The 26,688-nt window shown below is 33.4% G+C and carries 22 protein-coding genes; 9 read left to right on the forward strand and 13 right to left on the reverse strand.

Annotated elements, in window-relative coordinates; all coding sequences use genetic code 11:
* Window positions 1–97: 97 nt before the first annotated feature.
* Complete coding sequence (locus B0I03_RS10990; RefSeq protein WP_111567488.1) at window positions 98–760, forward strand: hypothetical protein; 663 nt, start codon at window positions 98–100, stop codon at window positions 758–760.
* A gap of 48 nt (window positions 761–808) precedes the next feature.
* Here the strand turns inward: B0I03_RS10990 and B0I03_RS10995 are convergent, their stop codons facing one another.
* Window positions 809–3,031 (reverse strand): NADP-dependent isocitrate dehydrogenase, encoded by a 2,223-nt coding sequence (locus B0I03_RS10995; RefSeq protein WP_111567489.1) that lies wholly within the window; start codon window positions 3,029–3,031, stop codon window positions 809–811.
* A 197-nt stretch (window positions 3,032–3,228) separates the two neighbouring features.
* Here B0I03_RS10995 and B0I03_RS11000 point away from each other — a divergent pair, with 197 nt between their 5' ends.
* Window positions 3,229–7,437, forward strand: a complete 4,209-nt coding sequence (locus B0I03_RS11000; RefSeq protein ID WP_181452387.1) for a CARDB domain-containing protein — start codon at window positions 3,229–3,231, stop codon at window positions 7,435–7,437.
* 199 nt (window positions 7,438–7,636) lie between these two features.
* On the opposite strand, the gene rplS is transcribed toward B0I03_RS11000, so the two are convergent.
* From rplS to B0I03_RS11015, 3 genes are all read right to left on the reverse strand, one after another.
* Window positions 7,637–7,993 carry a 50S ribosomal protein L19 gene (rplS, locus tag B0I03_RS11005; protein WP_026725064.1) on the reverse strand — a complete coding sequence of 119 codons (357 nt, stop codon included), beginning with the start codon at window positions 7,991–7,993 and terminating at the stop codon, window positions 7,637–7,639.
* 138 nt (window positions 7,994–8,131) lie between these two features.
* Window positions 8,132–8,809: a tRNA (guanosine(37)-N1)-methyltransferase TrmD gene (gene trmD, locus B0I03_RS11010; RefSeq protein ID WP_111567491.1), complete on the reverse strand. Its 678-nt coding sequence runs from the start codon at window positions 8,807–8,809 to the stop codon at window positions 8,132–8,134.
* A 17-nt stretch (window positions 8,810–8,826) separates the two neighbouring features.
* Window positions 8,827–9,636, reverse strand: a complete 810-nt coding sequence (locus B0I03_RS11015) for a class I SAM-dependent methyltransferase (protein ID WP_111567492.1) — start codon at window positions 9,634–9,636, stop codon at window positions 8,827–8,829.
* Between the two features lie 74 nt (window positions 9,637–9,710).
* Here B0I03_RS11015 and B0I03_RS11020 point away from each other — a divergent pair, with 74 nt between their 5' ends.
* The 4 genes from B0I03_RS11020 (at window position 9,711) to B0I03_RS11035 (ending at window position 11,941) form a co-directional block, all read left to right on the forward strand.
* Window positions 9,711–10,643 carry a peptidylprolyl isomerase gene (locus tag B0I03_RS11020; protein WP_111567493.1) on the forward strand — a complete coding sequence of 311 codons (933 nt, stop codon included), beginning with the start codon at window positions 9,711–9,713 and terminating at the stop codon, window positions 10,641–10,643.
* Window positions 10,644–10,728: 85 nt separating this feature from the next.
* The gene (locus tag B0I03_RS11025; protein ID WP_111567494.1) at window positions 10,729–11,013 is read left to right on the forward strand and encodes a c-type cytochrome; all 285 of its coding nucleotides are present in this window, start codon (window positions 10,729–10,731) and stop codon (window positions 11,011–11,013) included.
* A gap of 70 nt (window positions 11,014–11,083) precedes the next feature.
* Window positions 11,084–11,587 carry a hypothetical protein gene (locus tag B0I03_RS11030; RefSeq protein WP_111567495.1) on the forward strand — a complete coding sequence of 168 codons (504 nt, stop codon included), beginning with the start codon at window positions 11,084–11,086 and terminating at the stop codon, window positions 11,585–11,587.
* 6 nt (window positions 11,588–11,593) lie between these two features.
* Window positions 11,594–11,941, forward strand: a complete 348-nt coding sequence (locus tag B0I03_RS11035; protein WP_111567496.1) for a hypothetical protein — start codon at window positions 11,594–11,596, stop codon at window positions 11,939–11,941.
* A gap of 30 nt (window positions 11,942–11,971) precedes the next feature.
* On the opposite strand, the gene B0I03_RS11040 is transcribed toward B0I03_RS11035, so the two are convergent.
* The 3 genes from B0I03_RS11040 to B0I03_RS11050 all read right to left on the reverse strand — a co-directional run bounded on the left by B0I03_RS11040 (window position 11,972) and on the right by B0I03_RS11050 (window position 14,738).
* Complete coding sequence (locus B0I03_RS11040) at window positions 11,972–12,355, reverse strand: GreA/GreB family elongation factor (protein WP_111567497.1); 384 nt, start codon at window positions 12,353–12,355, stop codon at window positions 11,972–11,974.
* Window positions 12,356–12,361: 6 nt separating this feature from the next.
* Window positions 12,362–13,927, reverse strand: coding sequence for an FMN-binding glutamate synthase family protein (locus B0I03_RS11045; protein WP_111567498.1), 1,566 nt, complete (start codon window positions 13,925–13,927; stop codon window positions 12,362–12,364).
* A 256-nt stretch (window positions 13,928–14,183) separates the two neighbouring features.
* Window positions 14,184–14,738, reverse strand: coding sequence for a thioredoxin family protein (locus B0I03_RS11050; protein ID WP_111567499.1), 555 nt, complete (start codon window positions 14,736–14,738; stop codon window positions 14,184–14,186).
* 159 nt (window positions 14,739–14,897) lie between these two features.
* Between B0I03_RS11050 and B0I03_RS11055 the strand changes: the two genes are divergently transcribed.
* The gene (locus tag B0I03_RS11055; protein ID WP_111567500.1) at window positions 14,898–15,917 is read left to right on the forward strand and encodes a quinone-dependent dihydroorotate dehydrogenase; all 1,020 of its coding nucleotides are present in this window, start codon (window positions 14,898–14,900) and stop codon (window positions 15,915–15,917) included.
* A 19-nt stretch (window positions 15,918–15,936) separates the two neighbouring features.
* Entirely contained in the window at window positions 15,937–16,800 is an 864-nt protein-coding gene (locus tag B0I03_RS11060) for a hydroxymethylglutaryl-CoA lyase (RefSeq protein WP_111567501.1), read from the forward strand.
* On the opposite strand, the gene B0I03_RS11065 is transcribed toward B0I03_RS11060, so the two are convergent.
* Window positions 16,797–19,298, reverse strand: a complete 2,502-nt coding sequence (locus tag B0I03_RS11065; protein WP_111567502.1) for a cation-translocating P-type ATPase — start codon at window positions 19,296–19,298, stop codon at window positions 16,797–16,799. The genes B0I03_RS11060 and B0I03_RS11065 overlap by 4 nt on opposite strands.
* 113 nt (window positions 19,299–19,411) lie before the next feature.
* Here B0I03_RS11065 and guaB point away from each other — a divergent pair, with 113 nt between their 5' ends.
* A complete protein-coding gene (guaB, locus tag B0I03_RS11070) occupies window positions 19,412–20,884 on the forward strand; it encodes an IMP dehydrogenase (RefSeq protein ID WP_111567503.1) in 1,473 nt (490 codons plus the stop codon).
* Window positions 20,885–21,014: 130 nt separating this feature from the next.
* Here guaB and B0I03_RS11075 read toward each other — a convergent pair whose 3' ends face one another.
* From B0I03_RS11075 to purB, 5 genes are all read right to left on the reverse strand, one after another.
* Window positions 21,015–21,524, reverse strand: a complete 510-nt coding sequence (locus B0I03_RS11075; RefSeq protein ID WP_111567504.1) for a CAP domain-containing protein — start codon at window positions 21,522–21,524, stop codon at window positions 21,015–21,017.
* A gap of 52 nt (window positions 21,525–21,576) precedes the next feature.
* Window positions 21,577–23,814, reverse strand: coding sequence for a cation:proton antiporter domain-containing protein (locus tag B0I03_RS11080; protein WP_111567505.1), 2,238 nt, complete (start codon window positions 23,812–23,814; stop codon window positions 21,577–21,579).
* A gap of 74 nt (window positions 23,815–23,888) precedes the next feature.
* On the reverse strand, window positions 23,889–24,665 hold the full coding sequence (locus B0I03_RS11085) for a polysaccharide deacetylase family protein (protein WP_111567506.1): 777 nt from the start codon (window positions 24,663–24,665) through the stop codon (window positions 23,889–23,891).
* 2 nt (window positions 24,666–24,667) lie between these two features.
* Window positions 24,668–25,276 (reverse strand): putative polyvalent protein kinase domain-containing protein, encoded by a 609-nt coding sequence (locus B0I03_RS11090; RefSeq protein WP_111567507.1) that lies wholly within the window; start codon window positions 25,274–25,276, stop codon window positions 24,668–24,670.
* Window positions 25,277–25,321: 45 nt separating this feature from the next.
* Window positions 25,322–26,665: an adenylosuccinate lyase gene (gene purB / locus B0I03_RS11095; RefSeq protein WP_111567508.1), complete on the reverse strand. Its 1,344-nt coding sequence runs from the start codon at window positions 26,663–26,665 to the stop codon at window positions 25,322–25,324.
* Between the last annotated feature and the right edge of the window lie 23 nt (window positions 26,666–26,688).

The raw sequence follows: 26,688 nt of genomic DNA on the forward strand, positions 1-26,688 counted from the left end.
ATTTCACAAAAAAAAAGGGTAATAGTTTAAAACAAATGTTAATTTGTAAACAAAAATCATTAATTGTTTTAAATTTACCTTTTCCAAATTAAAACTAATGAAAAATAGAATACTAATTTTAATTTTTCTTCTACAAGTAACTACGATTTTAGCTCAAAAAGAGAATCCTTTTAAGAGTGCTAAATTAAAGTTGAATTGGGATGAACCTTCAAAGGTAGAAACGAATCAAAATACCATTAGCCTACCCTATAAAAGTATTTTTGATAAAAATGATGATTATTTAAAAAGATATTCAATTTTGAATCAAAAGAAAGGCGAAGAAAGTGTAATGGTTCAAAAAAGTGAATTTAAAAATCCTGGAGATGAAGTAAAGGAAAAATTAAATAAAGAAACGCAACAAGGAAGTTGGGAGAATGTTTTCTTTGGAAAGTTTAAAGTAAGCACATCTGTTTTAAAAATTAGGACTAGAGATCACATGGATCCTGATGGTGATAAAGTAAGAATCATTTTAAATGATGTTACTGTAGTTAATGTTATTAACTTGGATTCAGATTTTAAAACTAGCTATATTGATTTAAGAGAAGGTGATAATTTGATGGATATTGTAGCCCTTAATCAAGGTTTGTCTGGGCCAAATACAGCAACATTTGCCATTTATGATGAAAACGATAATTTGATAACCACAAATGATTGGAATTTGAATACAGGCGTTGCAGCAAAATTTATTATCGAATACGTAAAACCAATAGATAAAAAATAAAAAAAGCGACTTAAATTTTAAGTCGCTTTTTTATTTAGTTTAAAAATCTTAGTTCAATTTCGCTAAGATTGTATTTAATGTTTCACTTGGACGCATTGCTTTCTCAGTTAACTCAAAACTTGGATGATAATAACCTTCAATTTTTTGTGCTTTACCTTGAGCTGCAATTAATTCTGCATCTATTTTAGCTTCGTTAGCCGTCATTGCTTCTGCAATAGGAGCGAATGTTGCTTTTAATTCCGCATCTTTAGTTTGGTTTGCTAAAGCTTGTGCCCAGTAGAAAGCTAAATAGAAATGAGAACCTCTGTTATCAATTCCACCTACTTTTCTTGCTGGCGATTTGTCTTCTGCTAAGAATTTTGCATTTGCTTCATCTAAAGTATCTGCTAAAACTTGTGCTTTTGCATTGTTTTGTGTTTGTGCTAAATGTTCTAAAGAAGCTTGTAATGCTAAGAATTCACCTAATGAATCCCAACGTAAATACCCTTCTTCAATAAATTGCTCTACGTGTTTTGGAGCAGAACCACCAGCGCCTGTTTCGAACAATCCACCACCGTTCATTAATGGAACAATTGATAACATTTTAGCCGAAGTTCCTAATTCTAAAATTGGGAATAAATCCGTTAAATAATCACGTAAAACGTTTCCAGAAACTGAAATTACATCTTTTCCTTGACGGATGATTCGTAATGTTTCTTTCATAGCATCTTTTACATCCATAATACGAATGTCTAAGCCCGTTGTATCGTAATCTTTTAAGTATTTCTCAACTTTTTTGATGATTTCTCTATCGTGCGCTCTGCCTTTGTCTAACCAGAAAATAGCTGGAGTATCTGACAATCTAGCTCTGTTTACCGCTAATTTAACCCAATCCTGAATAGGAGCATCTTTTACCTGGCACATTCTAAAAATGTCACCTGCTTCTACTTTTTGAGATAATAAAACGTTTCCGTTTTCGTCTTCCACGTTAACTGTTCCGTTTTCTTTTAATTGAAATGTTTTATCGTGAGAGCCATATTCTTCTGCTTTTTGAGCCATTAATCCAACGTTTGGAACAGAACCAATTGTTTTAGGATCTAAAGCGCCATTTTGTTTCATTTCATCAATACAAGCCGAATAGAAACCAGCGTAAGAACGGTCTGGAATAATAGCGATTGTGTCTTCTTCTTTTCCTTCTGCATTCCACATTTTTCCTCCACTTCTTGCTAAAGCAGCCATAGAAGCATCTACAATTACATCAGAAGAAACGTGAAAGTTCGTAATTCCTTTTTCTGAATTCACCATAGCTACTCTTGGTCCGTTAGCTAAAGCATCAGCAATTGCTTGTTTGATTTCAGCTTCTTGAGGAATTCCAGCAATTTTATTGTATAAATCTTGTAATCCGTTGTTTGGATTGATATCTAATGAATTGAATAAGTCTGCATATTTTGTATACACATCAGCAAAGAACGTTTCAACGATAGCTCCAAAAATAATTGGATCAGAAACCTTCATCATCGTTGCTTTTAAATGCGCAGAAAGCATAACGTTTTTCGCTTTAGCATCAGCAATTGTAGCTGCTGCGAATTGTTTTAAAGCATTTAAGTTCATAACCGAACTATCAATAACTTCTCCCGCTTTTAAATTTGAGAAATCTTTTAAAACCGTAGTTGCTCCATTATCTGAATTGAAAACGATTCTGAATTTTCCATCTTTTTCAACAGTTGTAGAGTTTTCTGTTCCGTAGAAATCTCCTGAATTCATGTGAGCTACTTCAGTTTTACTATCTGAAGCCCAAGTTCCCATGCGGTGAGGATTAGCCTTTGCGTAGTTTTTAACTGCTTTTGGCGCTCTTCTGTCTGAGTTTCCTTCACGTAATACTGGATTTACAGCCGAGCCTAAAACTTTAGCATATTTAGCTTTGATTTCTTTTTCAGTGTCATTTTGAGGCTCTTCTGGATAGCTAGGAATATTGAATCCTTGAGATTGTAATTCAGCAATCGCTTCTTTTAATTGAATTACCGAAGCCGAAATGTTTGGTAATTTGATAATGTTAGCTTCTGGAGTATTCGCTAATTGTCCTAGTTCGGTAAGCGCGTCACCTACTTTTTGGTCTTCTTTTAAGAATTCTGGAAAGTTAGCTAAAATTCTGCCTGCTAATGAAATATCTCTAGTTTCGATAGTAATATCTGCAGGTTTAGTAAAGGCTTTTACAATAGGTAAAAACGAATGTGTTGCCAACATAGGCGCCTCATCCGTAATGGTATACATTATTTTAGATTGATTGGACATGAATGTTATGTGTTTGTTTGAATATAATTTGTAAAATCTGCCAAATATAGGAAATTTGAAAGAAATAATTTAGGATAAAGGCTTAAATCTTGAATAAAATTCAATAAAAAATATCTAATATATTTGTTTGTAAAATATTACAAATAAAATAATTATAATTATTTTTGCTAACTTATAAAATGCATATTTCAATTATTATGAAAAGAATTTTACTCCTTTTCCTGCTTATTAGCTTTACATCCCATTCGCAAGAAACACTCCCTTATGTGAATAATTTCAATAATGTCAATACGTTGACAGGTTGGAGTCATTATGCAATTTCAGGAACTGATGATTGGGAACATGGTTTCGCGTCTTTAGAAACCAACCTTAATAATCTAGCTTGGGAAACTAAACTTCGGGGCACACCAACAACTAGTTCTGTTAGGGTTTTGGAATCGCCTTCGTTTGATTTAACAAATGCAGGGCTTCCTTATGTGCTTTCGTTTAAGCATACCAGTAATATAAATTCATCTAATTTTTATTTGGATTACTCTATTAATAATGGAGTAACTTGGCAATTGTTTAACCCAACGACAACTTTAAAAAAGAACTGGCAATTTGGTAGCGGTTTTTCCTATTCATCGTCTGGTTATAGTACTGTTTCGGCAATTGACCTTTCTTCTTTACAAGGTAATCCAAATGTGAAATTTAGATTTCGTTTTGTAACCAATTCGTATTGCAATGGTTTTGGTTGGGTTATTGATGACTTTTCTATTGCACCAGAATATTATAATATTTGGGCTTCTCAGGGTAATACTATTGAGATTTCTCCGCTTTGTCCAGAAATTAAAGTTGTTAGTTCACTTAATTTTAGTAACCAATATACTTCCTTTTTTAATGTAACTACTAAATATTATCTGTCTACAGATACTGTCTTGGATGCAGGTGATACATATTTGGATGAAAAAGCTTCAAATATAGCAGGAACTATTTCGGGCTGGGAAAAAATTATACCAACTCCGTCTTCTTTAACTCCAGGACAATATTATATTTTATATGTTCACGATTTTAATAATACAGTTAATGAGAATAATGAATCTGATAATGTATCATATGCATCATTAATAGTAAAACCAATTTATAACCTTCCATTTTTTGATGATTTTGAATCTAATCAACAAAACTGGATAGCTAAACAACATTCAGCAAGTACAATTCCTATGATTTGGGGACTTGGAAAAGGAACTAGACATCATTTAGAAGGAACACATTCGGGTAATTATGCATGGCACACAAGTGGAACTATTAATGAAAATATACCTGAGTATACAAATCAATGGGTAGAGTCTTCTTATTTTAATTTAAGTTCCTTAACAGATCAGTTGTATTTGAGTTTTTGGTTTAAGGATCATTATGATAGTGGAGTTGGGTACTATGATAATTTCTATAAAGTGCAATATATTTCAGGATGTGGAGATTATTGGCAAGATTTGTTCACTATTCCAGAAAACTCTTCGGACGAGTGGGAATTTGTAAATATTCCAATACCTGCCGCAATGGCTTCCTCACAAAACATTCGATTCCGAATAACATTCCAATCAAATTATTTAAAGCCAGAAGGTATTATTTTTGATGATTTATATATTGGTCCTGCAAAAGCTGATTTAACGATTGAAAGAATTGAATTTAATAATAGATTTACTTCTTCTCAACAAGTTTCAGGAGAAATCAAATATTATCTTACTAATAGTGGAAAAGTAAATACTGGGGTTTCTTCTACATCTTTTTATTGGTCTAACGATCAGAATCTTGATGCTTCTGATGTTTTATTAGGACAGCAGGCATACACAGATGTAACGGCAGAAACAGGTCAGTGGGAACAATTTACATTTACTAAGCCGACACAACAAACAGGCGAGTATTATATCATTTACAGCTTAGATGCGGGTAATCAAGTTGATGAGATTTTTGAGACTAATAATATTGGTTTTATTAAAATTGAACAAACTCCAACTCAAGATTTTCCATATTTCAATGATTTTGAAACCCATGCTCAGCATTGGAACCATGATAAAAGTTTAGGAAATGATGATTGGGCTTTAGCTATTCCTAATGGTCAAAATTTAAGTACTGCATTTTCTGGAACTAAGGCATGGATTACTAATGCAAATGGAATTCTTTCTAGTTTAAGTAGAATGCATCTTTATACACCAGTTTTTGATTTATCACAAAGTGTTAATCCCGTATTAGAGTTCGATATGGATACTCATGCAAGACATTACAGAACTGGAGCGATTAATTTAAGTTACTCTATAGATAATGGTGCTACTTGGCAAGTCCTCATGCCAATAAATGAATCATATACTAAATGGTCAAAATCTATGAAGTATGACGAAAATTCTGGTTTAGATGTTAATTATATGCAATTTGGCACAGAGCTTATGTTTAGTAGTGGCGAAAGTGTTTTAAGTACGCAATTAGATTATAATTCTAGAGATGTTGACAGGAATACACATTATGCTATTAATATTCCTCAACTTAAAGACTATGAAAATATAAGGTTTAGATTTAATGTTACTAAGTTTGATAATGCTAATGATAATTATCCAGATTATGCAAGTGAAGGTTTTTTGTTGGACAATTTTTCAATATCCGAAGCAAGAATTGATTTAGCAGTGCCTTACAGTAAAGATTTGTACGTGAGTTTATTGTCTGATTATATTAATTTTTCTATTGATATTAAAAATAATGGTAATTATATAAGTAATGCTACAGATATTAAGTTTTATTTGTCTTCTGATGCTAACTTGGATGCTAGTGATTACTTATTGGGAACTTCTCAAGTTCCTCAAATTCGTCCTGAGTTTAAACACTACAAGAGTTTGGAATATTCAGTTCCTGCAAATTTTAGTACTTATTCTTATTTATTTTATGTAATAGATGGAGACAATCTTAATCCAGAATCAATAGAAACAAATAATATAGGTTTTTGGGATTTAAAACTAAGCGGAGTAAATGTTTTTCCTTATCAAGAAAATTTTGAAGGAGCTGTTATAAATGGGTGGCATGGATATTCTTATGAGGATAGATATTCACAGTTTTTAGATAATTACCGAACTACTACAAGAATCCCACAAGCAATAGAAGAGGATTTATACAGACGTATATATAATGGAGTTTTAAGAACAGAATACGTTCCTTACGGTTCGTGGCAGAGTTCTCAGACACCTATGTATTATATTCAGAGTCCTGTTTTTGATTTTACAGGACAAACTCAACCGTTGTTCATGGCTTTTGATTATATGTGTATAGGAAGATCATATTACAATGGAGGGAATATGGAATATTCAACAGATGGTGGTACAACGTGGAATCTGATTACAACGGCTAGTGGCCCATCTATAAACTGGTATCCTAATTTTCAGACGATGTCTGAGTTAAATAATGAGCCGGGTTGGTTTGATTTGTCAGGTAAAATTGTGACAGCGAAGATGGATATTTCTTTTCTTCAAAATCTTTCAAATGTTGTTTTCCGATTCAAGTATTATAGTAATATGGCTAGTTCAGCGAATGCCAACAGGGGTTTTAGATTGGATAATTTTGTTATTGGCGATGAAACAGCAGTTGATGGATTTAGTTGTTTAGAAGAAGCTCCTTATGTGTTTAACTTTGAAATGTTTGATCAGACTTGTTGGGAAATTACGGATAATGATCTTACAATTTTAACCGAAAGATCTGGAAGCATGAATTGGGAGATTGTTGATAATTTTGCAAATGTACTAAACAATAAATCTGCTAAAATTGATATTATTGGTTCAGGTGATACCGAAGGCGTTTGGATGATTTCACCTAAATTTCAAATGATTGCCGATAATAAGTTAAAATTTAGAATTGCACTCACACAAGTAGGAAATACTAATGCAGCAACTATGGATGCTGATGATAGAGTTGTTCTTTATTATTCTACTAATAATGGGTTAACTTGGTCTTTTTTCCAAGAATGGAATAGTTATACACCGATTTCGAACTTAGGTCAAATGATAAATTTCGATTACTTGCCAAGTTCAGGACATGTTCGTTTTGCTTTTTGGGCAACAAATGGTACTATGAATGATAATATGTCAACAACTTTTTATGTTGATGACTTTGAACTTTATAATGATACTTTAGGAGTAAATGATTTTAATCAAACAGGTCTAAACTATTATCCAAATCCGGTTACTGATGTTTTAAATATTAAGTCTGTGACAGGAAGTCTTTTGACTAAAATTGAAGTTTATAATGTTTCTGGGCAATTATTGATGACCGAACTTCCAAATGCTGCTGATTTTGGTATGAATATGTCAGGTTTAAGTGCTGGTGTATACTTTGTAACTGTTAAATCGGAAGAAGGTATTAAGCGATTTAAAGTAGTGAAGAAATAATTAGAATGATTTATTACAAAAAAAGCCTTGAATTATCAAGGCTTTTTTTGTAACTACTATTGTTGTTTGAATTCTATTTTCATATAAAAAAATTAGCTTAGCTATTAATACAATTCGTTTAAAGTAATTAAAAAAAGTATAAAAGACATAAAAAAAGCCACAACAATGTTGCGGCTTTTTATACTTGAGAAAGTACAAATTAGTTTTTGTATCTTCTTTCTTTGATTTTTGCTTTTTTACCAGTAAGATCTCTAAAGTAGAAGATACGAGCTCTACGTACTTTACCTCTTTGGTTCACTTCAATTTTTTGTAAAGCTGGCATGTTAACTGGGAAGATACGCTCAACACCAACAGCACCAGACATTTTACGAATTGTAAAAGTTTCAGTAGCTCCAGCTCCTCTTCTTTGGATTACAACTCCTTTGAAGAACTGAGTTCTAGTTTTTTCACCCTCTTTAATTTCGTAGTACACAGTGATTGTATCACCAGCACCAAACTCAGGGAAATCATTTTTTGCAACTAATTCGTTATTTACGAAATCAACTAAATTTGACATAGTTTTAATTATAAATGTTTGATTCAAAGCAACATACACGTCTATCGCCAGAGGTTGATTCAAAGTGGGTGCAAATTTAAGAAAATAAATTAAATAATTAACAAATTATACTTGATAATTTTCTTTCAGATACTAATTTTACTCTTCTAATAAATCAGGTCTTCTGTTTTTAGTATGTTCATACGCCATGTCTTCACGCCATTTTTCAATTTTTCCGAAATTCCCACTCAATAACACATCTGGAACTTTCAATCCTTTGTATTCGGCAGGACGAGTATAAATAGGTGGCGACAATAAATTATCTTGAAAGCTATCCGTCAAAGCCGAAGTTTCATCACTTAAAACACCTGGAATTAATCGAATAATCGCATCGCAAAAAACAATAGCGCCAATTTCTCCGCCACTCAACACATAATCGCCAATCGAAATTTCTCGTGTAATGTGCATATCACGCACACGTTGGTCCACTCCTTTATAATGTCCACACAAAATCATGATGTTTTCGTACATCGAAATGGAATTCGCCATTTTTTGATTCAGCGTTTCCCCGTCAGGTGTCATATAAATAATTTCGTCGTAAGTTCTCTCGCTTTTTAACTTCGAAATACAATCGTCAATGGGTTGCACCATCATTACCATACCAGCACCACCACCAAACTGATAATCGTCTACACTTCGCTGTTTGTTCGTCGTGTAATCTCTTAAGTTGTGAAAATGGACTTCGACCAATCCTTTTTGGATGGCACGTTTCATGATGGAAGCCTCAAACGGACTTCGCATTAATTCGGGTAAAACGGTAATAATATCAATTCGCATGCTGCAAAGATAGTAGATTATTTTTTAGTTGCCGAAAGCGAATACACCATTGGAATTTTGTTTTCTAAATGTTTGATTCGGAATTTTTTTTCCGATCCTTCGGAATCAAATTCTTCGGTTTGATTGAAACAATTATAAGGAGAATAATCAAACTCGTTAAAACAATTAATCTCTAATCCGTTTGAAATCAAAGCGTTTAAAACTTCCGAAATAGGATGATTCCATGTAATAGTTGTTGTGTTGAGAGCTGCTTCTTTATTAGCGTAAGTTCCTTCAGCTTCCTCTAAAATAGGTTCTATATTAAAATAATTGTAAAAAACTTCTTTAAAATCATTGTCAAACATCCAAACCACAGGATGAAATTCGGCAAAGACAAATTTTCCTTCAGGTTTTAAGAAATGTGAAACTATTTTTGCCCATTTGTCTAAATCGGGAAACCAACCAATCGTACCATAACTTGTAAAAACAATATCAAATTTTTCGTCTAAATGATTTGGTAAATCATAAATATCGCAACAAACAAAAGTAGCATCTAAGCCTATTTTTTTATTGATTTCTCTTGCTCTTTCAATTGCTTTATCCGATAAATCTACACCTGTTGCTTTTGCGCCCATTCTCGAAAAAGTTATCGTGTCTTGACCAAAATGACATTGCAAATGCAATACTTTTTTGCCAGAAACATCGCCAAGTAAATCCAGTTCAATCGAATTTAAGGTTGATTTTCCTTTCAGAAAACCTTCCATATTATAAAAATCAGAGTCAATGTGCACATCAACTTTGTTGTTCCAAGTTTCTTTATTGATGTTGATATAATCTTTCGCTTCCACAGTATTCGATTTTAGTATATCAAATCTACCAAATTATTTTGTAATTTTGCACTTTCAAATTTAAAAACAAAAGTATGGAAAACGGTATATACGCTAAATTTAATACTTCAAGAGGTACTATTTTAGTAAAATTAACGCACGATTTAACACCAGGAACGGTTGGAAATTTCGTAGGGTTAGCAGAAGGTCAATTAGAAAATTCGGCACGTCCAATGGGAAAACCTTATTATGATGGATTAAAATTTCACCGTGTAATTCCTGATTTTATGATACAAGGTGGTTGTCCTCAAGGGCAAGGAACGGGTGGTCCTGGTTACAACTTTGACGATGAGTTTCACCCAACTTTACGTCACGATGGACCTGGAGTTTTATCGATGGCTAATGCTGGACCTGGAACTAACGGTTCTCAATTCTTTATTACACACATTGAAACGGCTTGGTTAGACGGAAAACACACCGTTTTTGGTCACGTTGTTGAAGGACAAGATGTGGTAGATGCAATTGCGCAAGGAGATACAATTGATTCATTAGAAATTGTAAGAGTAGGAGAAGAAGCACAAAAATGGAATGCAATTGAAGCATTTAGAACATTTGAAGGTTCAAGAGAGAAAAGAATTGCGGAGCAAAAAAAAATGGCAGAGGAGGCTTTGGAAAAATTAGCCGCTGGTTTTCAAAAAACTGAAAGTGGTTTACGTTACCAAATCATCCAAAAAGGAAGTGGTAAACAAGCTGAAAAAGGTAAAAAAGTATCAGTTCACTACCAAGGAGCATTAGAAAACGGACAAGTTTTTGATTCTTCATACAAAAGAAAACAACCAATTGATTTTCAATTAGGTGTTGGTCAAGTTATTGAAGGTTGGGACGAAGGTATCGCTTTATTACAAGTAGGAGACAAAGCTCGTTTTGTGATTCCTTCTTATTTAGGATATGGTTCTAGAGGTGCAGGAGGAGTAATTCCACCAGATGCAACTTTAGTATTTGATGTAGAATTAATGGATGTTAAGTAATTAGTATTCAAAATCAATATAAAATCCCAAAAACATTGTTTTTGGGATTTTTTTTTATATTTACCTCATTAAACAAATCTTAAATATGAAAACTAAAATTATTGCAATAGTATTATTAGGAACACTAATTTATTCTTGTTCTCCAAAAGTTATCCAAACTGAAGCGCCAAAAGTTGACGAAGTGCCATTGACACCAGAATTAGCAGAAGGTAAAGCATTGTATGAAAATAATTGTGCAAATTGTCATAAATTATATGATCCCAATAAATTTTCAGCGGAACAATGGACTCCTATTGTTTTAAGAATGCAAAAGAAAGCTAAAATTTCTGATGAAGAAAGAGACAAGATTTATGCTTATCTAACAAAATAATTAAAGTATCCGTCAATTGGCGGATATTTTTTTGGTATCATTTTTGTATTTTTACCCATAATTCTAAGCTATGAAAACCAAATTATCATTTTTCTTTCTATTATTCACTTTGTTCTCCTTTGGGCAAGTACCGCATTGTGGCTTTGATTTTACATCTTATTTAGTAGTAAAAGCTCATGAAGAAGGAAAATCAGATAATATTCCCGATTTAAAAATTACTTTGGTCAACGAAAAAGGAGAAGAAGTTATCAACGAGAATAACAAATACAGTTGGAAATACGGTAACCAAGCTTTAGTTTTTACTCGAAATCATTTAATAAGTAAACCAAACGAATCTGAAAAATGGTTTTTCCCTTATGCAGGTGATACGTATTTACTTTCGGTAACGAATACGTTTCCTGCGGAAGAATTTTACATCAAAATTCAAGATACAAAAGGAAAATACAAAGAGCAATTTGTCCAATTACAAGCTTTTAATATGTACATTTTGTGTTCGAGTGAAAACGAACGTCAAGCCAGAAGCTTCGGACCAAGAAGTAATAATCCTATTGAAGTGATTTTGGAGAGAAAGTAATTGATTATGGCAAATTCAGCAGAAGTAAAATTTCAAGAACATTTTAAACTTAATGTTTTGTTCAAAGATTATATACTCTTTGAAAATTTGTTACTTGAATACAATATAGATTACTACCATAATAATAATGAGAATTCCGATATTAGTGACGGAACCCGTTTCTTTTTGTTGGATAAAGATAGGGCTATTATTGATCAACTACTCATTGATAATGAAATTATAGCAAGTACCGAAACTATTATGATTTCCGATTATAGAGAAGAGAGAAAGGTTCAGAAATTTCATTTTTTAGTTTACTTATTTGTAGTTGGATTAATTATTCTTATAATTTTTATTATCGATTTTTTTAAATAAAAAAACACCTCAAAAAAGGTGTTTACTAAATTAATTACCGTTGTTAACAGCAATAACTTTTAATGTTTTGTTACCAGCAGGCAATTCCCAATCTACTTGATCGTTTACTTTAAACCCAATAATCGCCACACTAAGCGGAACTAAAACGGAATATTTGCTTTCTTTTATATTCGCCTGAGAAGGTAAAACAATTTGAAATTTCATTTGTTTTTGGGTGCTTATGTCTTCAATAATTACCTCGGAATTAATTCGAATAATATCGTTTTCCAGGGCATTATCTTCTACGATGTTGCCTCTGTCTAATTCTTCCATTAGTAATTTTATTTCTCTTGCACTTGTTGCCGAAAGATTGGTTTTGGTAATCTTTTTTAGCAGTTTATGATCGCTTGACGTAAATGTTGGTATTGGTTTCATATTATTTTAATTTAAATTCATGAATTCTTCTCGGTTGTACTTTATAGAATCTTTATAGTAAATCTCTGTGAAATTTTGATTGGAATTGTGTTCCACTCTTTTGTACAAAAAATCAGGTGTTATTTCTTTCGGATTTTCAAATCCACAAGCACCAATAAATTCCCCAAAGGCTTTTAAGGTGTTTTTATGAAAATTTGCTACTCTGACTCTTTTATCAGTTACATCTAATCCTTTGTATAACGATTTATCTTGCGTTGCAATTCCCACCGGACATTTTCCGCTATCACATTGTAAGGCTTGAATACATCCAAGGGCAAACATCATTCCACGAGCACTATAACAAGCATCAGCACCTAACGCCAATGTTTTTGCAATATCAAAAGCCGAAATGATTTTCCCAGAAGCTAAAATTTTAATTTCGTCACTCAATCCATATTCTTTTAAGGTTTGGTTTACAAACACAATTGCGTCAGATAACGCCATTCCCATATAATCAATAAATTCAAGTGGTGCCGCACCTGTTCCGCCTTCGGCACCATCAATGGTAATAAAATCGGGATAAATTTTAGTGTGTAACATTGCTTTTACAATATCAATAAATTCATCCTTTCGACCAATACAAATTTTGAAACCTACTGGTTTAAAGTTGGAAAGTTCTCGCAATTGTCCAATAAAATACAACAACTCGGTAGCATTTGAAAAAGCAGTATGACCAGATGGCGAATGTACCGTTGTAAAAGGTTGTATACTTCTAATCTTTGCAATTTCTGGTGTGTTCTTTTCTGCAGGAAGTAATCCACCATGTCCTGGTTTTGCTCCTTGTGATAATTTTAATTCAATCATCTTTACTTGTTCGTAATTCGCTTTTTCTGCAAATAATTCACTAGAAAAGTTTCCTTTTTCATCCCTACAACCGAAATATCCTGTTCCAATTTGCCAAATCAAATCGCCTCCCATCAAATGGTAATCACTGATTCCACCTTCGCCTGTATTATGAGCAAAATTACCAAGTTTAGCTCCTTCGTTTAAAGAAGTAATGGCAGTTTTACTCAAAGCGCCATAACTCATAGCACTAATATTATAAATACTAGCATTATAAGGCTGTAAACAATTTGAGCCACCAATTAGCGTTCTAAATTTTTTCTCGTCCGCTTTTTTAGGATAAACTGAATGTGCCGCCCATTCATAACCAATACGATTAGGGTCATCTTGCATTCCAAAGGAAATGGTTTGTTTTTCGTTTTTAGCTCTTTGATATACGATAGAACGTTGTCTTCTGTTAAAAGGTTTTCCATCCAATTCGCCTTCAAAAAAGTATTGGCGAAATTCAGGGCGAACCGATTCAAACAAATAGCGTAAACGGCCTATTAATGGATAATTTCTTCGTACCGAATGTTTGGATTGAAAGCTGTCGATGGTAACTAAAATTAACATAAGTAAAGGAGCAGATAGAAAAATAGGATGCACTTTATAGTATGCAACCAAAAAAAGAGTTCCCATCAAAAATGATAATGTGATTAACCAAATTATATGGCGTGCATATAATTTTCCCAAAAGTTTTTTTTGCGACATGATGTTAGAATTAAAAAAAAATAATGATTACAGAAGGTACTTCTGAAATGAATAGAAAATGATGTAAGTAAAAATCCTCCGTCTGAGAATTAGGAATAGGGTAGACGGAGGCCTAATTGATAAAGGCCTTGCTGTGTGTAAATGCTACTACTTTTGTAATTGCATTTGAAATTAAAAGAATATTTGAAACTGGGTATTTCAAAATGAAAGTATTTAATTTGAGTACAAAGTTAAGTAAACTAATGAGATAAAAAAATTACTTCCACTTAATATTACACCCAATACTCGGCTTCTGTTCTGGATTAATTAATCGATTCATAACCACACCATCAATTGCACTTCGTAAATCAGAACCACTTAATGGAATACCGTTGGCAGGTCGGCTGTCGTCTAATTGTCCTCGGTAAACTAGTTTGTTTTGATTGTCGAAAAGATAAAAATCAGGTGTACAAGCGGCATCGTAGGTTTTGGCTACTTCTTGTGTTTCGTCATATAAATATGGGAATTCAAATCCGTTTTCAAAAGCAAATTCAGTCATTAACTCAGGAGAATCTTGCGGATATTTTACTATATCGTTACTCGAAATCGCTACAAAACCAATTCCTTGTACACGATAATCATTCACCACTTTTAGTACTTCTTTCATCACATGATGCACAAACGGACAATGATTGCAAATGAACATTACGACCGTTCCTTTTTCACCTTTACAGTCAGCAAAAGTTTTAAAATCGGTGGCGTTGGTGTCTTTCAAATTGAAATCAGGAGCAATTGTACCTAATGGTAACATGTTAGAAGGAGTTTGTGCCATTTTGAAATTAGAATTTTGAAATTAGAATTTTGAACTTGTTCTTGCAATTGAATTTGTTCTTGCTAATTATACGCACCAAATCTTTTATTGTTACAAAATGCGGCAATACTTTTTTTTGGAATAGCATTTTCTTACTTTTGCAGAACAACACAACACACTATGTACAAATTATTCATTCGTCCGTTACTTTTCTGTTTCGATCCAGAAAAAGTGCATTATTTTACCTTTTCATTAATTCGTTTTCTGAATAAAATTCTAGGTTTTTCAAGTTTGTTTCAAGCGCTTTATGAAGTTAAAGATGCTCGTTTAGAACGCGAAGTTTTCGGAATTAAATTCAAAAATCCCGTTGGATTAGCGGCAGGTTTTGATAAAGATGCGAAGTTATATCAAGAGTTATCGAATTTCGGTTTCGGATTTATTGAAATTGGAACGTTGACACCTGTTGGACAAGAAGGAAATCCTAAAAAACGTTTGTTCCGCCTAAAAGAAGACAATGCGATTATCAACCGAATGGGTTTCAATAACGGAGGTGTAAAAGAAGCCGTTGAACGTTTGAAAAAGAATAAAGGTGTTTTGATTGGTGGAAACATTGGAAAAAATAAAGTCACGCCAAACGAAGAAGCGGTAAAAGATTATGAAATCTGTTTTGAAGCTTTGTTTCCGTATGTCGATTATTTTGTAGTAAATGTGAGTTCTCCAAACACGCCAAATCTTCGCGAATTACAAGATAAAAAGCCTTTGACCGAGTTACTACAAACACTTCAAAATCAAAACAATTCAAAACCAAAACAAAAACCAATTTTACTAAAAATTGCTCCCGATTTAACCGATGAGCAACTTTTAGATATCATTGATATTGTAAACGAAACTAAAATTGCAGGAGTAATTGCTACAAATACTACGATTTCTCGTCAAGGTTTACAATCAGAAAACAAATCAGAAATGGGCGGATTATCTGGAAAACCATTAACCAAACGTTCTACCGAAGTGATTCGTTTTCTTTCGGAAAAAAGTAATCAATCGTTCCCAATCATTGGAGTAGGAGGCATTCACACTGCGGAAGATGCCATTCAAAAATTAAATGCTGGTGCCAGTTTGGTGCAATTGTACACTGGATTTATTTACGAAGGTCCGGCTTTGGTGAAAGCAATCAATAAAAAGATTTTGGAAAACAGCTAAAATTTCTATCTTTGAAGCTATGAACGAAATCAAAATTATCGAGTGTCCGCGCGATGCCATGCAAGGCATTAAACCGTTTATTCCAACCGAAAGAAAGGTAAAATACATCCAATCGTTATTGCGTGTAGGCTTTGATACTATTGATTTTGGAAGTTTTGTTTCGCCAAAAGCGATTCCTCAAATGCAAGATACTGTTGAGGTATTAGCGCAATTGGATTTGTCTGCTACCAATAGCAAATTATTAGCGATTATTGCGAATACACAAGGTGCTCAAAATGCTTCGATTCATAAGGAAATTCAATATTTAGGTTTTCCATTTTCGATTTCGGAGAATTTTCAAATGCGAAATACGCACAAAACTATTGCGGAAAGTTTGGTGACATTACAAGAGATTTTAGAAATCGCTGATAAATCCAACAAAGAAGTAGTCACTTATATTTCAATGGGTTTTGGAAATCCGTATGGAGATCCATGGAATGTTGAAATTGTGGGGGAATGGACCGGAAAATTAGCGAATATGGGTGTTAAAATCCTTTCGCTTTCGGATACAGTTGGAAGTTCAACTCCAGAAGTAATTGATTATTTGTTTTCTAATTTAATTCCGAAATATCCAAACATTGAATTTGGAGCACATTTACACACTACGCCAGACAAATGGTTTGAAAAAATTGATGCGGCTTACAACGCGGGTTGTCGTCGTTATGATGGCGCGATTCAAGGTTTTGGTGGTTGTCCAATGGCAAAAGACGATTTAACAGGAAACATGCCTACGGAGAAATTATTATCGTATTTCACTACCAAAAGAGAAAATACGAACACGAGTCCAATGAGTTTTGAAAGTGCTTATAATGAAGCGACTAAGTTGTTTGGTGAATTTCATTAATCAGTTTTTCTTCGTTTAAACGCTTTGTAAATTTCGACCCAAAGTACCGAAATACTTCCTACTAAAACACATAATCCTATTTGGGAAAAGCTTACCATTTCAAACAAGAAGAAGTTAGAAAATGCAGGAATAAACAACAATAATCCTGTCAATACAATGGTGACTCCAATAATCAATCCTACCAAATTATTTTTGTACTGAATTGTTTTGAAAATAGAATAATAGAACGAACGATTCGCTAAGGTTAATACTATGTTAGAAGTAATTAATGTTAAGAAAATCAAGGTTCTAGTGCCGTTTTCGGACATGTTTTCTCCAATGGCGTATTGATAAATGAATAACAATCCTAATGTAATGACTAATCCTTGAATGATACTTATCAATACTTCTTTTAAGTTAAAGAAAGTGGTTGTTAGCGGTCTTGGTTTTTGTAGCATCAGATTGTCTTCCATAGGTTCATTTTCGTAGATGATGGAGCAAGTTGGACCCATAATAATTTCTAAGAAAATAATGTGAACTGGAGTGAAAATATTCGGATATATCCAGCCCAAAGCCAATGGAATAAACACAATTAATATAATCGGAATATGAATTGAAATTATATATTGAATTGCTTTTTTGAGATTAATGTAGATTTTTCTTCCCATAGCGATGGCATCCGTCATTTTTTCGAAATTATCATCTATAAGAATTAAATTAGCGGCTTGTTTGGCGATTTCAGTTCCTTTTTTGCCCATTGCAATGCCTATATGTGCCGATTTCAAAGCTGGTCCGTCATTAACACCATCACCTGTCATGGCAACGATTTGATTGTTTGATTTTAAAGCTTGAATAATTTTAAGCTTCGCTTCTGGAAACATTCTGGTGAAAATAGCGGTTTCCATTACTTTCTCTTTTAAAGTAGCTTCATCCATTGCCATTAATTCATCGCCATTCAAGACTTTATCAGCGTTTTTAAATCCGACTTGTTTTGCGATGGTTGAAGTAGTTTCAGCATTATCACCTGTTACGATTTTTACTTGAATTCCGGCTCTGTAAAACGTTTCAAAAACCGCTTGAATATTCTGTTTTGGTGGATCATAAAACCCTACTAATCCTTTAAAATGAAACTTTAATTCTTGTTGGGTTGCTGGATAATCCGTTCCTTCAAAGTCGGATACGCCCACACCTAAAACTCGAAATCCTTTTTGCATCATGGCTTTCATTGCCTCAAAAATCTGATTTTTTTCAGTTTCAGTTAAATGACTAACAGCTATTAAAGCTTCAGGAGCACCTTTAGCAGCGATGATTTTTTTACCCGATTCGTTTTCAAAAACATGTGTCATCATTGGTGGTTTTCCGCCTAATGGATATTCGTGAACCAATTTGAAATATGGTCGCTCGTCTTCACTCTCAAAATTAGAATACGCTTCGTGAATGGCAATTTCCATCGCATCAAACGGAATGGGTTCGCTTGACCACATGGCGAAATTCAATACTTCTTCTGCTTCGGGATTTAGTTTTTGAGAGGTTTCTATTATCGAATTGGATTTAAAAAGATACAATTCGGCTAAACTCATTCGGTTTTCGGTAATCGTTCCGGTTTTATCGGTGCAAATTACGGTAGCACTTCCAAGAGTTTCTACGGTTTTTGTTTGTTTGGTAATGATGCCCATTTTCATCAAGCGCCAAGCTCCTAAGGCCATAAACGTGGTAAATGCAACTGGAATTTCCTCCGGAATAACACTCATAGCTAAGGTTAATGCTTTCAATAAACTATCCAAAACTAATCCAGAGTTGTAGTAATTAATCGCCCAAACTATAGCAAATATCACTAAACCAATAATCGACATTTTGGTGACGAAATTACCGATTTGAATTTGCAAAGGCGTTTTTTCTTCTTCGATTGCATTCAAGCTGGAACCAATTTTTCCTAGTTGCGTTTTATTTCCAATTGCAGTTACTTCACAAATCGCTAGACCAGAAGCAACAATCGTTCCTTGAAAGACTTGTTTATTTTCGGATTCATTTGATTTGAATACGGCTAAAGATTCACCCGTTAAAATAGATTCGTTGACCGAAAAATCGTTGGATGAAAGAATAATTCCATCAGCAGGAATAAAAGCGCCTTCTTCCAATTGAACACAATCACCAATTACAATTTCTTCGGTTGGAATTTCAATTAGTTGACTATTTCTAATGACTTTACATTTTGGTTGGGTTAGTTTTTTTAAAGCTTCAATTGCATTACGACTTCTAGATTCTTGAAAAACTGAAATTGCCATAACAAAAACAATTGCAAAAGCCATGAAAATACCATCGCCGTAATCTCCTGTTATAAAATAGATGCTGGTGGCGGTCAACAATAAAAGAAACATGGGTTCTTTTACGATATCTAAAATGGAGTTCAGAAAATGATTTTTTTTCTGATGTTCGACAGAGTTGGTGCCGAATTTTTTTGCGGATTCTACTACTTCTAAATCGGTTAGGCCTGTACTTATTTTTTTAGAATCGCTCATTGGAAATGAAAAATTAATATGCAAGTTACATAATTTATTCTTAAAAGAAATAGATTATTTGGCTAAGTTTTACTATATTTGCACGCAATTTAACAACAACTACAAATTGCACCATGAAAGCACACACAACTAAAATCGTTGGCGAAGGTCTTACTTACGACGATGTTTTGCTTATTCCAAATTATTCAGAAATTTTACCACGCGAAGTTAGTATTCAATCGAAGTTTTCGAGAAATATTACGTTGAATGTTCCTATCGTTTCCGCAGCAATGGATACGGTTACCGAAAGTTCTATGGCAATAGCTATGGCTCAAGAAGGAGGAATTGGCGTTTTACACAAAAACATGACAATTGAGCAACAAGCAGCGAAAGTAAAGAAAGTAAAACGTGCAGAAAGCGGTATGATTATCGATCCAGTAACGTTGCCTTTAACTGCAAATGTTGGTGATGCGAAAATGGCAATGAAAGAATTTAGCATTGGCGGAATTCCAGTAGTTGATGAAAACGGAATTCTAAAAGGAATCGTAACGAATAGAGATTTACGTTTCGAAAAAGTAAATTCACGTTCTATTTTGGAAGTTATGACTTCAGAAAATTTAGTAACGGCTGCTCAAGGAACTACTTTACAAGAAGCAGAAGGAATTTTACAAGAAAATAAAATTGAAAAATTACCTGTAGTTGACAACAATAATAAATTAGTTGGTTTAATTACGTTTAGAGATATTACCAAATTAACGCAAAAACCAATTGCCAATAAAGATAAATTCGGTCGTTTACGCGTGGCTGCGGCTTTAGGAGTTACGGCTGATGCAGTAGATAGAGCAACGGCTTTAGTAAATGCTGGAGTTGATGCTGTAATCATTGATACGGCTCACGGACATACAAAAGGTGTGGTAGATGTATTAAAAGCAGTAAAAGCAAAATTCCCAGAATTAGATGTAGTAGTTGGAAACATTGCTACACCAGAAGCAGCTTTATATTTGGCTCAAAATGGAGCTGATGCTGTGAAAGTTGGAATTGGTCCAGGTTCTATTTGTACAACGCGAGTTGTTGCAGGAGTTGGATTTCCACAATTTTCAGCTGTTTTAGAAGTAGCTGCAGCGTTAAAAGGTTCAGGAGTTCCAGTTATTGCTGATGGTGGAATTCGTTACACAGGAGATATTCCAAAAGCGATTGCTGCGGGTGCCGATTGTGTGATGTTAGGTTCGTTATTAGCAGGAACAAAAGAATCACCAGGTGAAACGATTATTTTTGAAGGAAGAAAATTCAAATCGTATCGAGGAATGGGTTCTGTTGAAGCGATGCAAGAAGGTTCTAAAGACCGTTATTTCCAAGATGTAGAAGATGATGTTAAGAAATTAGTTCCAGAAGGAATTGTAGGTCGTGTGCCTTACAAAGGAGAATTAAACGAAAGCATGCAACAATTCATTGGTGGTTTAAGAGCCGGAATGGGTTATTGTGGAGCAAAAGATATTCCAACGTTACAAGAAAACGGTCGATTCATTAGAATTACAGCAAGTGGCATCGGCGAAAGTCACCCACACAATGTAACGATTACGAAAGAAGCTCCGAATTATTCGAGATAATTTATTGATTTATAAATACAAACCTGACAGGTTTCAAAAACCTGTCAGGTTTTTTTGTAATTAAAAATGAACACGAATTTCACTAATTTACACCAATTAATTTGTGCTAATTCGTAAAATTCGTGTTTAATTACTTCGTTCCAAACAATTGCACTGCATAAATTTTCTTGTTTTCCCAATCAATACTAAAACCGATTTCAGTATAAAAGTATTGATGATCTAAAATATTATTCAAATGATTGTGTGATTTCTTCCATAGATTGAACATTTTTAAGGCTAAAGTGTCTAAATCAGTTTCAGAGTAAACTAGGTCTTTAATTCCTGTAAATAATAAGTTTTCACCCACCAGAACAAACGAATTTCCGCCATAAAAATACACGCGTTCTTTTGGACTTTGCTTTTTAGCATCAGTCTGTTCGTGCGATAAGGTTTGAGCTTTTGCAATATATTTAGCATGGTCATCTGCGGCTTTTTTTAAATAAGCATCCAAACCAAGAACTTTTCTGTCGTTATTGGAACGTTCTTCGTTTACCAATTGATATACTTTTGATTTCAGTTTTTCTAAATCAATTTTGTTTTGATTTTGACTGAAACTTAAAGCTGAAATGAAGAGCAGAAGTAAGGTGAAATGGGTTTTCATATTGTATGTTTTTCAATACTTTATATAACTTAAAAAGAGATTAAATAGTATTTTACCCCTTCAAAAACTCATTAATCTTTTTTCTATCGCCAGCAATCCATAAAATATCATCTGATTCTAAAATCCAGTGTGATTCTGGGTTTAAGATACGTTTTCCGTTACGTTCGATTCCTACGATAATACCATGTGTTTTCTCTCTAATTTGTGATTCTCGGATGCTTTTTCCGATGCAAACACGGTTTTTAAGTTCTAATTGTTGTAAGATGATGTCTTCTTTTTCTATGGTTTCTGGAGCGTCGATTTCGTGCTTGTCTAAGTAACTCTTGAATAATTTTACTTGTTCGTCCGTACCAATTATGTTGATTTCGTCACCTGGAAATAAGCGCTCGGTTCTTATCGGAATATTAATCGTGACATCACCACGTTTAATAGAAGCGATATTGATTCCAAATTGCTCTCTAATTTTTAATTCTTCTAAGGTTTTACCAGCTAAATTCGATTCTTTTGCAATAATTAAATCGGCCATGTGACCATCCCAAGGTGACAGTACATTCTGTCTTTTGTTGGCTTGTTTCGTAATTTCTCTATCGTTGAAGTTTTTCAAGAAATGACCTTCGATTTTGTTGTAAAAAGCATGCAATCGTTTCGGGAATAAAATGTAAGAAACAATTCCAATAACTAAAGCAATAATAGCAATTACGGGAGAGAAAAACTCATTCAATACAAATCCGAAATAGAATAAGGTTAGCGCAATTCTAAAGAATACCAATACAATAATCGGACCTTGATATTTTCTGACTTGCATTAATTCCTGCACTTGTTCCACAGCCACTCTTCGCAACGATAATGCCCATAAAAAAGGTGATAAAATGACAACCGTTATTAAAGCAGCAATGGCATTTCCAAAACGCGAATCTTCTACCAAGGGCAGAATATATTTCGAAGAAAGTAAAATAATTGCCACAATAATAATCGAGTGAATTATTACTTGAGTTAAGTAGGCTTTCAATACAATTTGCCAAGTACTAACCGATTTGATAGCTTCGGTATTGGCGCTGTATCGTTCGATTTTTTTAACCCAACGTCTTGGTAATTTTTTCTCTAAATAAGACGAAAATGGTGTTGAAAATTTCACCATAAACGGAGTCGTAAAGGTGGTTATAGCCGAAACGGCTACGACAATTGGATATAAAAAATCGCTAGTTACATTCAACGTCATTCCCAATGTAGCGATGATGAATGAAAACTCGCCAATTTGCGATAAACTCATACCAGTTTGTATGGATTGTTTCAACGGTTGTCCCGAAAATAAAGCGCCAATGGTTGCACTTAACGATTGTCCTAAGATAACAACCAACGTTAAAATGGCTACAGGAAATCCGTATTTCATTAGCATTTCAGGATCTATCAACATTCCGACCGAAACGAAGAAAACCGCACCGAATAAATCTTTTACGGGTTTTACTAAATGTTCAATGTGTTCCGCTTGTGTGGTTTCGGCAATAATCGAACCCATGATAAAAGCACCAAGAGCAGGAGAGAAGCCAACATTTGCAGCAAATAAGACCATTAATAAACACAAAGCCAATGAAACTATTAGTAACATTTCATCAGTTAAAAGGTGTTTGGCTTTTTTTAGTAAAGTTGGTATAAAGAAAATTCCCGCTACAAACCAAATGGTTAAGAAGAAAACCAATTTTAAAACGGATTGCAATAATTCGGTTCCAGAAAACTGTTGACTAACAGCAACGGTTGACAACAAAACCATCATTAAAATGGCTAAAATATCTTGTACAATTAAGGCTCCAATTACATTTCCGGCGAATTTTTGTGTTTTTACGCCTAATTCGTCAAAGGTTTTTAAGATGATGGTTGTGGAAGATATGGATAAAATAACGCCTAAAAACAAACTATTCATTTTTCCCCAATCCATCAATTGTCCTACGAAATAACCTAAGGCTACCATTGATATGATTTGGGTTAAAGCGGTTATGGAAGCTGTTCCGCCGACTTTCATTAGTTTTTTAAAACTAAATTCGAGTCCTAAACTGAATAAAAGAAATATTACACCAATTTCTGCCCAAACCGTTACGCTATTCATGTCTTTAACCGTTGGAAAAAAACCGAATTTATTTCCTGCTAAAAAACCAGCGACCAAGTAACCTAAAACTAATGGTTGTTTTAAGATTCTAAAAATGAGTACAGCTATGGCTGCAGTGACTAAAATTAGTCCTAAATCGCTAATTAAATTGGGTAAATGAACAGTGGAAGCAGTTAGTAATATTGGCATAAATTTGAATTTTTACTAAAATAGTGAAAAGGGTTGGTTTTTCAAAATTTCAATTCTCTATGCGCTTAATTTTATTATTTTTTTAACGAATTTAGTTCTCGAAGAGTATAAAATTTCATTTGGTTTGAAACCACAAATTGACAAATTATTTCTACTGTTTTTAGTTCTACTTCATATTCTTTTGTTGCCTTTTCAACAGGTTTGTGTCCGTAAAAAACGACTATTTTATTGTGTTTTTTAGCGTAATTTAAAACTTTAGTAATGTAATTCAGGCTGAAATGTTCGTAGTTGCTGTCGATACCAATTCCGTTTGCTAATCGAGTTCCGTTGTAGAAATTGGAGTTGTCGGCTACTTTTTTGCCGCCTTTTGCTGTTCCTCTGATGATTTTGAAGTGTTTTTGTAATTCATAATCCAAGGTTTGTGTTTTGGCTCCAAATGGATAAGCAAAGGATTTAATTTCAATACCTTCTTTTTTAAACGCTTCGATTAATGGAAAAATTTCAACTGTTAAATAGTGCTGTTTGTTGTTTTTCTTAGTGAATTCTTTTGCATTGAGATGAAGAAAACCGTGACCAGCAATTTCATGCCCTTTATTTTGAAGTGCTTTTAAATTTGAGATATCTGAAGTTGTAAGCTTTTCAAAATTACTCACACAAAAAGTCACTTTCCAATTGTATTTTGAGAGTTTTGTATCTGCTTCTTTCCATTCGTTTACGAAATAATCGTCAAATGTGATAACAACTCCAGCTTTGGAATTTGTGGTTGCGGTTTTGGAAGATGAACAAGAATAAAAGAAAAAACCTATCAGTAAACTAATGGAAATTAATTTTATACTGATAGGTTTTGGCATGTTTAAATGATATAAAATACAGTGTCGATAAAAAACAAAAAACCATTTTGAGTTAATACATTTTCATCATGTAAATCTTCTAAAATAATTCCATAGTTTCTATTGATATAATCATTATTTCTTGAGTTTTCAAATCCATTACTCAACATAAATTGCTTTACTAATTCTAAATCTGTTTTCTCAGTTGCTTTTACAAATGGCTGTTCTACAACTGCATATAAAACATTTTCACTCTTATAAAATCCTAAAAGTTCATAAGCCGTATCAGAAAAGAAATAATTATTTAGCAATAAATTATTTAGGTAATCAATCCAAGAAGTGTAATATATGGAATCGTTTAGCTTGAGAACACTTTTGTCATCTTTTAAATATACTTTCTGTTCTGCACCTTGAGAAATATAATTTTCAAGATTAATGTTTTCGACCCAAAATTTATTTTGTTCAATAAATTCAATTAAACTCTTTGTTTCTTTTTCTTTGAAGTACTTATCTTCTTTAACCAAATTACTTGTTGCTTCGCTTCTTCTAAGGAAACTAATGACTGTTTGGATAAAATCTCCATGCTTAACTTGGCTCTTTCCTGAAAGGATATGTTGTATTTCATCGTTCACAAGTTTAGATTAAAATGATAATCAAAGATAAAGAAAATTTTGAAATTAAATCCCCAAATAGTTACTAGGTGTAATTTGCATTAACTCTGCTCTCACTTCTTCTGAAACGTTTAATGTTCCGATGAAATTGTGAATCGCTTCTTTGTTAATTACAGTATTCGTTCTGGTTAAGTCTTTTAAAGCTTCGTATGGATTTGGATAGCCTTCACGGCGTAAAATCGTTTGGATAGCTTCTGCAACTACCGCCCAGTTTTTCTCTAAATCTTCTGCGAATTTTTCTTCATTCAACAACAATTTGTTTAATCCTTTTAAAGTAGCTTCGAAAGCGATTAACGTGTGTCCCATTGGTACACCAATATTACGTAAAACCGTACTGTCAGTCAAATCGCGTTGTAATCTTGAAAGTGGTAATTTTGCTGAAAGATGTTCAAAAATCGCATTCGCAATTCCTAAATTCCCTTCCGAATTTTCAAAATCAATTGGGTTTACTTTATGTGGCATAGCCGAAGAACCAATTTCGCCTGCTTTAATTTTTTGTTTGAAATAATCCATAGAAACATATGTCCAAATGTCTCTATCTAAATCGATTAAAATCGTATTGATACGTTTTAAAGCATCGAAAAAGGCTGCAAAATGGTCGTAATGTTCAATTTGTGTCGTTGGGAACGAATGGTGTAATCCTAAACTATTTTCTACGAAATCTGTCCCGAATTTTTTCCAATCCGTGTTTGGATAAGCTACTTTGTGAGCGTTGTAATTTCCAGTTGCGCCACCAAATTTAGCTGCAAATGGTACGTTGAATAATAAACGCATTTGCTCTTCTAAACGTTCTACGAACACTAAAATCTCTTTCCCTAAACGAGTAGGAGAGGCTGGTTGACCGTGAGTTCTAGCTAACATTGGAACGTTTTGCCATTCCATTGCTAATTCTTTTAATTTTGCAATTACACTTACTAAACCTGGTAAATAAACGTTTTCAAATGCTTCTTTAGTTGAAAGTGGAATCGCTGTATTGTTGATATCTTGAGAAGTCAATCCGAAATGAATAAACTCTTTAAATTCTTGTAATCCTAAACTATCGAATTTAGATTTGATGTAATATTCCACCGCTTTAACATCGTGATTCGTTGTTTTTTCGGTTTCTTTAATCCAAAGTGCATCTTCGGTTGAAAAGTTCTTATAAATAGCTCTTAAAGAATCGTAAATCGATTTGTCAATTTTAGCTAATTGAGGTAAATCAGCTTCGCGCAAAGCAATAAAATATTCAACCTCTACCAAAACGCGGTATTTAATTAAGGCTTCTTCAGAAAAATAAGGAGATAATGAAATAGTTTTGCTTCTATAACGACCATCAATTGGCGAAATAGCGTTTAATTCTGTTAATTGCATTTTGTTGTGTGTTGTTTAAAGAA

The sequence above is a fragment of the Flavobacterium aquaticum genome (assembly GCF_003259835.1).
Taxonomy (GTDB): domain Bacteria; phylum Bacteroidota; class Bacteroidia; order Flavobacteriales; family Flavobacteriaceae; genus Flavobacterium; species Flavobacterium aquaticum.

What these genes read in the sequence shown, in the direction of transcription:
- guaB (WP_111567503.1), top strand. Translation starts at nt 19,412, where the DNA reads ATGAAAGCACACACAACTAAAATCGTTGGCGAAGGTCTTACTTACGAC.
- B0I03_RS11045 (WP_111567498.1), bottom strand. Translation starts at nt 13,927, where the DNA reads ATGTCGCAAAAAAAACTTTTGGGAAAATTATATGCACGCCATATAATT.
- B0I03_RS11075 (WP_111567504.1), bottom strand. Translation starts at nt 21,524, where the DNA reads ATGAAAACCCATTTCACCTTACTTCTGCTCTTCATTTCAGCTTTAAGT.
- B0I03_RS11040 (WP_111567497.1), bottom strand. Translation starts at nt 12,355, where the DNA reads ATGAAACCAATACCAACATTTACGTCAAGCGATCATAAACTGCTAAAA.
- B0I03_RS11030 (WP_111567495.1), top strand. Translation starts at nt 11,084, where the DNA reads ATGAAAACCAAATTATCATTTTTCTTTCTATTATTCACTTTGTTCTCC.
- rplS (WP_026725064.1), bottom strand. Translation starts at nt 7,993, where the DNA reads ATGTCAAATTTAGTTGATTTCGTAAATAACGAATTAGTTGCAAAAAAT.
- B0I03_RS11055 (WP_111567500.1), top strand. Translation starts at nt 14,898, where the DNA reads ATGTACAAATTATTCATTCGTCCGTTACTTTTCTGTTTCGATCCAGAA.
- B0I03_RS11085 (WP_111567506.1), bottom strand. Translation starts at nt 24,665, where the DNA reads ATGCCAAAACCTATCAGTATAAAATTAATTTCCATTAGTTTACTGATA.
- trmD (WP_111567491.1), bottom strand. Translation starts at nt 8,809, where the DNA reads ATGCGAATTGATATTATTACCGTTTTACCCGAATTAATGCGAAGTCCG.
- B0I03_RS11020 (WP_111567493.1), top strand. Translation starts at nt 9,711, where the DNA reads ATGGAAAACGGTATATACGCTAAATTTAATACTTCAAGAGGTACTATT.
- purB (WP_111567508.1), bottom strand. Translation starts at nt 26,665, where the DNA reads ATGCAATTAACAGAATTAAACGCTATTTCGCCAATTGATGGTCGTTAT.
- B0I03_RS11025 (WP_111567494.1), top strand. Translation starts at nt 10,729, where the DNA reads ATGAAAACTAAAATTATTGCAATAGTATTATTAGGAACACTAATTTAT.
- B0I03_RS11060 (WP_111567501.1), top strand. Translation starts at nt 15,937, where the DNA reads ATGAACGAAATCAAAATTATCGAGTGTCCGCGCGATGCCATGCAAGGC.
- B0I03_RS11050 (WP_111567499.1), bottom strand. Translation starts at nt 14,738, where the DNA reads ATGGCACAAACTCCTTCTAACATGTTACCATTAGGTACAATTGCTCCT.
- B0I03_RS10990 (WP_111567488.1), top strand. Translation starts at nt 98, where the DNA reads ATGAAAAATAGAATACTAATTTTAATTTTTCTTCTACAAGTAACTACG.
- B0I03_RS11065 (WP_111567502.1), bottom strand. Translation starts at nt 19,298, where the DNA reads ATGAGCGATTCTAAAAAAATAAGTACAGGCCTAACCGATTTAGAAGTA.
- B0I03_RS11000 (WP_181452387.1), top strand. Translation starts at nt 3,229, where the DNA reads ATGAAAAGAATTTTACTCCTTTTCCTGCTTATTAGCTTTACATCCCAT.
- B0I03_RS11080 (WP_111567505.1), bottom strand. Translation starts at nt 23,814, where the DNA reads ATGCCAATATTACTAACTGCTTCCACTGTTCATTTACCCAATTTAATT.
- B0I03_RS10995 (WP_111567489.1), bottom strand. Translation starts at nt 3,031, where the DNA reads ATGTCCAATCAATCTAAAATAATGTATACCATTACGGATGAGGCGCCT.
- B0I03_RS11035 (WP_111567496.1), top strand. Translation starts at nt 11,594, where the DNA reads ATGGCAAATTCAGCAGAAGTAAAATTTCAAGAACATTTTAAACTTAAT.